The following is a 6,829-nucleotide window of genomic DNA, read 5'->3' as shown; positions in this document are numbered from 1 at the left end:
TCCGCGAACGCCGACGGCCGCCCCGCGTTATTTGCGGGGCGGCCGTCGTTTTTTGTGGGTTTCCTTTATTGGTAAGGCATGTAGAACGGCTCCCACTGGTGGCCGTCGAGGTCGAGGAAGGTGCGGCCGTACATGCCGACTTCGGCTTCCTGGGCGCGGCGTTCGTTTCTGGAGGTCTCTTCGGTGCCGCCGGCTTTGAGGGCGGCGTCGGTGAGGTCGTCGACGGCTTCGCGGTGGGGGAGGGCGAGGGCGTAGGCGGCGGCGGAGAAGTTGGCGGTGTCGGCGATGGGGCGCTCGGCGAAGGTCGTGTAGAACTCGCGGGCGAGGAGCATCAGGCAGATGTTGTCGTCCACGACCACGCAAGCGGCGTTCTCGTCGGTGAAGTCGGGGTTCACGGTCCAGCCGAGGGCCAGGTAGAAGTCCTTGGACTTCTGGAGGTCGGCCACGGGCAGGTTCAGGAAGATCATCTTGCTCGCCATCGGGCTCACGCTTCTTTCCGGTCTCAGAGGGCCTTCCGAGTAAGGACGAGAGACGTTCCCCGGATTCATCGTTTCCGCGAGGTGCCGTTCACCGACCGCTCACGGACCGTTCGCAGGCGGCTCGGCGCGGGTTCAGCGCATGATGGCGCCTTCCCGGCGACACGCCTGACAACGGTGCTTCTCCCGAGCCTCCGAAGGCCCTATGTTCCCAGGTGACACACGTCACCGTGTCGAAACGAGTCGGACATGCCCGGCCCTTCAAGGAGGAAGGCTCGATGACCACAACCCCCGAAGACAACGGCCCACCGACCGAGGTCACCGACGCGGAGATCGCCGCGATGCACGACGACCCCCGCTTCGTCGAGCTCAAGCGCACCCTGTTCCGCTTCACCGTCCCGGTCCTGCTGGCCGCGCTGGCCTGGTACCTCGTCTACGTGCTCCTGTCGGCGTACGCCCGCGACTTCATGGGCATCGTCCTGTTCGGCAACATCAACCTCGGGCTCATCCTCGGCCTCAGCCAGTTCGTCGTGACGTTCTACGTCACCTGGGCCTACAACCGGTTCACGGCGCGCAAGTTCGACCGGCAGTCCGCGGAACTCCGCGAGGACATCATGAGCGGGGGCGGCAAATGAACACGCTTGCGCAGGAGATGAGCGACTCCAACCGCATCCTGACGATCTCCCTGTTCATGGTGATGGTCATGGTCACCATCTTCATCACCATCCAAGGTGGACGAAAGACCAGCACCGCCACCGACTTCCACTCCGGCGGGCGCGGCTTCTCCGCCTGGCAGAACGGGTTCGCCGTCGCCGGCGACTACGTCTCCGCCGCCTCGTTCCTCGGCATCGCCGGCACCATCGCCCTCTACGGCTACGACGGGTTCCTCTACTCGATCGGCTTTCTCGTCGCCTGGCTCGTCGCCCTGCTCCTGGTGGCCGAGTCGCTGCGGAACTCCGGCCGGTTCACCGTCGCCGACGCGCTTTCGTACCGCATGAAGCAGCGTCCCGTCAGGACTGCGGCTTCCATTGCGACCCTGAGCATCTCGATCTTCTATCTCCTCGCCCAGATGGTCGGCACGGGTGCACTTGTCACGCTGCTGCTGGGGATCAAAGAGGGCGAGACCTTCCTCGGCATGGACGCCGGGGCCGCGAAGGTCGTCGGCATCGTCGTCACCGGCCTGCTCATGGTCGCGTACGTCGCCTTCGGCGGCATGAAGGGCACGACCTGGGTCCAGATCTTCCAGGCCTGCGTCAAGATCGGCCTCGCGTTCGTCCTGGCCATCCTCGTGCTCGTCCACTACAACTTCAACCTCTCGGCCCTGCTCGGCGACGCCGCCAACGTCTCCGGCCAAGGCGCGGCCTTCCTCGAACCGGGGCTGCGCTACGGCACGGAAGTCGCGGGCGATTCGCTGCAGACGCTGTGGAACAAGCTCGACCTCATCAGCCTCGGGCTCGCGCTCGTGCTGGGCACGGCCGGCCTCCCGCACGTCCTCATCCGCTTCTACACGACCCCCGACGGCAAGACCGCCCGCAAGTCCGTCAACTGGGCCATCGGCCTGATCGGCATGTTCTACCTGCTCACCCTCGTGCTCGGCTTCGGCGCCGCCGCGATGGTCGGCAAGGACGCCATCATCGCCGAGAACCCGGCCGGCAACTCCGCCGCGCCGCAGCTGTCCCAGGTCATCGGCGAGAACATCGCCGGGTCCACGGGCGGCGCGATCATGCTCGCGCTCATCGCCTCGGCGGCGTTCGCGGCGATCCTGTCGGTGGTCGCGGGCCTCATCATCGCCTGCTCGTCCTCGCTCGCCCACGACCTCTACAACGGGGTCTTCAAGCACGGCAAGGCCAGCGGCAAGCAGGAGGTCGTCTTCGCGAAGTTCGCGGCGGTCGGCGTCGGCGCCGTCGCCGTCGTCATCGCGGTCTTCGCCCAGGACCTCAACGTCGCGTTCCTGGTCGCGCTCGCCTTCGCGGTCGCCGCCTCGGCGAACCTCCCGACCCTGCTGTTCAGCCTCTTCTGGAAGCGGTTCAACACGGCCGGCGCCGTCGCGGGCATCTACGGCGGCCTCATCTCGTCCATCGGTCTGGTGATCTTCTCGCCGACCTTCTCGAGTACACCTACTTCGCTGCTCGGCGAAGGGGTCGACATCGCATGGTTCCCGCTGTCGAACCCCGGCCTGGTGTCCATCCCGCTGGGTCTCATCTGCGCCGTGGTCGGCACGTTGATGAGCTCCGAATCGAACCCTGACCGGTTCGCGTCCATGCAAGTCCGGGCGTTCACCGGTGCGGGTGCGGAGCGGGCCTCGGTCCACTAGGCGGCCCCCAGGCGGGGAGGGCCGGGGCGGCCCTCCCCGCCGCTTAGGGCTCGATCCCAGGGTCGAGCCCTAACGCCCGTCCGCTGGACGGGCCCCGATGTGCGCCACGTTACAGTTGCAAGGTGATCGCGCGATCCCCTCATCGCCAGCGTCGGCGGACCGGCAGCGCGGCGACCCTCGCCGCGCTGCGACTGTCGCGCCAGATCGGCGAAGCCCTCGCCGACGGGCTCGCCGGAAAGGGCCCCCAGGTGGCCGCCCGCCGCCTCGCCCGGCTCCTCGCCGCCGACGCCGTCGCGCTGGCCGACTGCGAGAAGATCCTCGCAACCGCCGGGAGCCTCGATCCCGATGCGGCCCAAGCACTCCTGGTGGAGACCCTGGACGTCCTCGAACCGGTCACCGCGCCGCCGCTGCGCGCCGCCCCGCTCGTCGTCTCCGGCGACCTCGCCGGGTGCCTGCTCATATCGGGGGACGTCAGCGACGCCGACCTCGCCGAGGCCGCCGACCTCGTCGCCCGCGCCCTCGACCACGCCGACCTCGTTCGGGCCCGCGAGCGCATCGCCGAAGCCGACCTGCGCACCCTCCGCGCCCAGATCTCCCCGCACTTCATGCACAACGCCCTGGCCGCCATCAGCGCCCACACCCGCACCGACCCCGAGCGCGCCCGCGAGCTCCTGACCGACTTCTCCGACTACCTCCGCTACTCGTTCGCGGGGACCGGCGACTTCGCGACCGTGGCCGACGAGCTCCACGCCGTCCAGACCTACCTGGAGCTCCAGCGCGCCCGCTTCGACGACCGACTCGACATCACCGTGCGCATCGCCCCGGAGGTCCTGCCCGTGCCCATCCCGTTCCTGGTCGTCCAGCCCATCGTCGAGAACGCCGTCCGCCACGGCTTCGAATCGCGCCCCGGCACCGGCCACATCGCCGTGCGCGGGTTCTCCGAGGGGCCCCTGTGCGTCATCGAGGTCGAGGACGACGGCGCCGGCATGGACCCCGAGGTCGCCAAGGCGATCCTGACCGGCAGCCGCGCCGGATCGGGCCGCATCGGCCTCGCGAACGTGGACAAACGCCTCCGGGCCGTCTACGGTCCCGAGTACGGCCTGTGGCTCGACACCGCCCCCGGCGCGGGCACCAAGGCCACCGTGCGCATCCCCCGCTACGCCAGAGGAGTCCACGCATGAGCCCGCACCCGTCGCCCCACCCAGCCGGCTCACTGCGCTCGCCTCTCCCCAAACCGGAGTGAACTCTGATGAGTAATTCGGGCTTGCGTGTTCTTGTCGTCGAGGACGAGTCCTCCACCCGCGCCGAGCTCGCGGGCCAGCTCGCCGAGCAGCCGAGCGTCGGCGACGTGCAGTGCGCCGCGGGCGGCGACGAGGCCGTGCGCCTGCTCGGCGAGGGCACCTTCGACGCCGCGTTCCTCGACATCGCCATGCCCGGCCTGACCGGGATCGACGTGGCCCGCATCCTCCGGCGGCTCTCGCACCCGCCGGCGATCGTGTTCGTCACCGCCTACGACAACCACGCGGTCGAGGCCTTCGGCCTCGGCGCGGTCGACTACCTGCTCAAGCCGTTCCGGCCCGAGCGCCTCGCCGAGGCCGTCGCCCGCATCGGCCGCCGCTCCGGCCCGCCCCCGGCGGGCGACAAGGCCGACGACCTCGCGGTCGTCCAGGTCGAACTCGCCGGGCGGACCGTGTTCGTCCGCCGCGACGACATCGCCTACGCAGAGGCCCACGGGGACTACGTTCGACTCCACTCCGGCCAGCATTCGCACCTGCTACGGCAGTCGCTCACCTATCTCGAAGAGGTCTGGGACGCAGCCGGATTCGTGCGCGCGCACCGCTCGTTCCTCGTCAACCTCGCCTCGATCACGGAACTGCGGGTGACCTCGACGGCTGGACTGGTCGCCGTCACCGGCGCGGGAGAGGTGCCCGTAAGCCGCCGCCATTCGCGTCTCCTCCGCGAACGCCTCCTCCAAGCCGTGCGCGGAGACTCATGACCCCACACCCGTCGCCCCACCCAACCGGCTCGCTTCGCTCGCCTTTCCCCGAACCGGAGTAAACGCTGTGATTCAGAGGGTCCGAGTAACAAGCCCCCAGACCCGCCTCGCGCAACGGCGCGGGGCGGATGCCATGGGGCGCTTGAGCCATCTCTCCGGCCGGCCCCCGATGCCCTTGACCGCGATCGACCTCGAAGCCGCCGAGCGCGCCCTGCGCCGCCAGCGCCGTCTCGCCGTCCGCACCGCCCTCTCGCTGCTGATCGCCTTGGCCGCCTTGCTGACCGCCGCTGCGGTCATCCCCGGGCGCCTCGGCTGGGCGGTCCTGTTCTTCGCGCCCTACCCGGTGCTGCTCGCGCTCGCGGCCCTCCACGTGCGCCGCGCCGAGCAGGTCGAGGACGACCACGACCGGGACGGGCCCTGATGCTCGGTCTGGCCTCGATCATGCTGGTGCTCGTCTCCAGCGTCGTCATCGGCGTGTGGGGCGTGCGCGCCGCGCGGTCCACTCCGGACTTCCTGGTGGCCTCCCGCTCGATCGTGCCGGGCTGGAACGCCCTCGCCATCGCGGGGGAGTACGTCTCGGCCGCTTCGGTTCTGGGCCTCGCGGGCCTGCTCGTCAAGAACGGCGTGGGCGCGATGTGGTACGCGGTGGGCTTCACCGCCGGGTACGTGCTCGTCGCGGCCCTCGTCGCGGGCCCGATGCGCCGCAGCGGCGCGTACACGGTCCCGGACTTCGCCGAGTACCGGCTCGGGTCGCCGCGCATCCGCCGCATGTGCGGGCTCGTGGTCCTGGTGATCATGCTGCTGTACCTGCTGCCGCAGTTCAAGGCCGCCGGGGTCGTGCTCGAACTCGTCTCGGGCATCCCGTACTGGATCGGCGTCATCGGCGCCGGGCTGGTGGTCTCCTCGACGATCGCCGTCGGCGGGATGCGTTCGGCCACATACGTGCAGGCGTTCCACTACCTCGTGAAGCTCGCGTTCATCGCAGGTCCTGCGATCGTGCTCATCGTGCTCGCCGGGTCCGAGCGCCGCGAGGCAGCCCTCGCGACCACCGGCCCCGACCCGGACTGGGCCCGCCCGCTCCTCGACCTCGACGGCTCGGGTCATTCCGTGCTCGCGACCGTGTCGGTCCTGACGGCGACCACGTTGGGCGCCATGGGCCTCCCGCACGTCGTGATGCGCTTCCACACGGTCGCCGGCGCCCGCGCGGCCCGCCGCGTCGCCGTCTCGGTGATCGTCCTGCTGAGCCTGTTCTACCTGTTCCCGGTCGTGTACGGGCTCCTCGGCCGCATCGCCGTGCCCGACCCGGAGGAGACCGACGTGGTCCCGGTGCTCGTCCCGCAGGCCATCGCGCCCGGCACGGTCGGCGCGGTCCTGACCGCGCTCGTCGCCGCGGGCGCGTTCGCGGCGTTCCTGTCGACCTCCTCAGGGCTGCTGCTCGCGCTCGCCGGGGGCCTGTCGCACGACCTGTTCGGCGGCTCGCTCTCCAAGCTGCGCATGGGGGTTCTCGCCGGCACCGCCCTCGCGGTGGTGCTCTCGCTCCCGGCCGCCGACGTCGACATCAACGTCCTGGTCGGCTGGGCCTTCGCGGTCGCCGCCTCGACGTTCTGCCCGCTGCTGACCCTCGGCATCTGGTGGCGCGGCCTCACCGCCACCGGTGCGACGGCCGGGCTCCTCGTCGGCGCCGCCTCCTCGACCGGCGCGGCGCTCGCCTCGGTGATCCTCGACCTGCCGCCGGGCACCTGGTCGATCCTCCTCGCCCAACCTGCATTGTGGACGGTCCCGCTGGCGTTCGCCGTCATGGCCGCCGCCTCGCGGCCGAGCGCGGTCCCCGACTGGGCCGGGGAGGCCGTCCTGCGCCTGCACGTGCCCGGCCGCAACCAGGTTTCCGGGGAGAGTGCCGTTATATACGGCGGAGATGAATCCGGGCGTTTGCCTGCTCGCGGTCCCGCGTCAGCGGGACTGCGCCAGGCCGGGCGCTGATGAAGGCCGGTACTGGAATTTCGTGGCGAGAACGGGGTGTGTGGGCAGTCACGGCCGTGAGGG

Annotated in this window: 7 protein-coding genes; 6 read left to right on the top strand and 1 reads right to left on the bottom strand. The window is 70.2% G+C overall.

Annotated features, from left to right (window positions below; genetic code table 11):
* Positions 1 to 65: 65 nt before the first annotated feature.
* Positions 66 to 479, bottom strand: coding sequence for a VOC family protein (locus DI269_RS25850; protein ID WP_112141403.1), 414 nt, complete (start codon positions 477 to 479; stop codon positions 66 to 68).
* A 275-nt stretch (positions 480 to 754) separates the two neighbouring features.
* Between DI269_RS25850 and DI269_RS25845 the strand changes: the two genes are divergently transcribed.
* The 6 genes from DI269_RS25845 to DI269_RS25820 all read left to right on the top strand — a co-directional run bounded on the left by DI269_RS25845 (position 755) and on the right by DI269_RS25820 (position 6,766).
* On the top strand, positions 755 to 1,111 hold the full coding sequence (locus DI269_RS25845) for a DUF485 domain-containing protein (RefSeq protein WP_112141401.1): 357 nt from the start codon (positions 755 to 757) through the stop codon (positions 1,109 to 1,111).
* On the top strand, positions 1,108 to 2,790 hold the full coding sequence (locus DI269_RS25840) for a solute symporter family protein (RefSeq protein ID WP_112141399.1): 1,683 nt from the start codon (positions 1,108 to 1,110) through the stop codon (positions 2,788 to 2,790). Before DI269_RS25845 ends, DI269_RS25840 begins: the two co-directional genes overlap by 4 nt.
* A gap of 185 nt (positions 2,791 to 2,975) precedes the next feature.
* On the top strand, positions 2,976 to 3,971 hold the full coding sequence (locus DI269_RS25835) for a sensor histidine kinase (protein ID WP_112141409.1): 996 nt from the start codon (positions 2,976 to 2,978) through the stop codon (positions 3,969 to 3,971).
* Positions 3,972 to 4,039: 68 nt separating this feature from the next.
* A complete protein-coding gene (locus DI269_RS25830; RefSeq protein ID WP_112141397.1) occupies positions 4,040 to 4,786 on the top strand; it encodes a LytR/AlgR family response regulator transcription factor in 747 nt (248 codons plus the stop codon).
* Between the two features lie 142 nt (positions 4,787 to 4,928).
* The gene (locus tag DI269_RS25825) at positions 4,929 to 5,207 is read left to right on the top strand and encodes a hypothetical protein (RefSeq protein WP_157975212.1); all 279 of its coding nucleotides are present in this window, start codon (positions 4,929 to 4,931) and stop codon (positions 5,205 to 5,207) included.
* Positions 5,207 to 6,766, top strand: a complete 1,560-nt coding sequence (locus DI269_RS25820) for a sodium/solute symporter (RefSeq protein ID WP_112141393.1) — start codon at positions 5,207 to 5,209, stop codon at positions 6,764 to 6,766. The genes DI269_RS25825 and DI269_RS25820 overlap by 1 nt, the downstream gene beginning before the upstream one ends.
* Positions 6,767 to 6,829 lie beyond the last annotated feature (63 nt).

Source organism: Glycomyces dulcitolivorans (genome assembly GCF_003265355.1).
Taxonomy (GTDB): domain Bacteria; phylum Actinomycetota; class Actinomycetes; order Mycobacteriales; family Micromonosporaceae; genus Glycomyces; species Glycomyces dulcitolivorans.
The sequence above is the reverse complement of the archived record's forward strand: the minus strand, read 5'-3'. Positions and strand labels throughout refer to the sequence as shown.

Excerpts from the sequence above, each read along its gene's own strand:
- DI269_RS25850 (WP_112141403.1), bottom strand. The coding sequence starts at position 479 with ATGGCGAGCAAGATGATCTTCCTGAACCTGCCCGTGGCCGACCTCCAG.
- DI269_RS25845 (WP_112141401.1), top strand. The coding sequence starts at position 755 with ATGACCACAACCCCCGAAGACAACGGCCCACCGACCGAGGTCACCGAC.
- DI269_RS25840 (WP_112141399.1), top strand. The coding sequence starts at position 1,108 with ATGAACACGCTTGCGCAGGAGATGAGCGACTCCAACCGCATCCTGACG.
- DI269_RS25830 (WP_112141397.1), top strand. The coding sequence starts at position 4,040 with ATGAGTAATTCGGGCTTGCGTGTTCTTGTCGTCGAGGACGAGTCCTCC.
- DI269_RS25820 (WP_112141393.1), top strand. The coding sequence starts at position 5,207 with ATGCTCGGTCTGGCCTCGATCATGCTGGTGCTCGTCTCCAGCGTCGTC.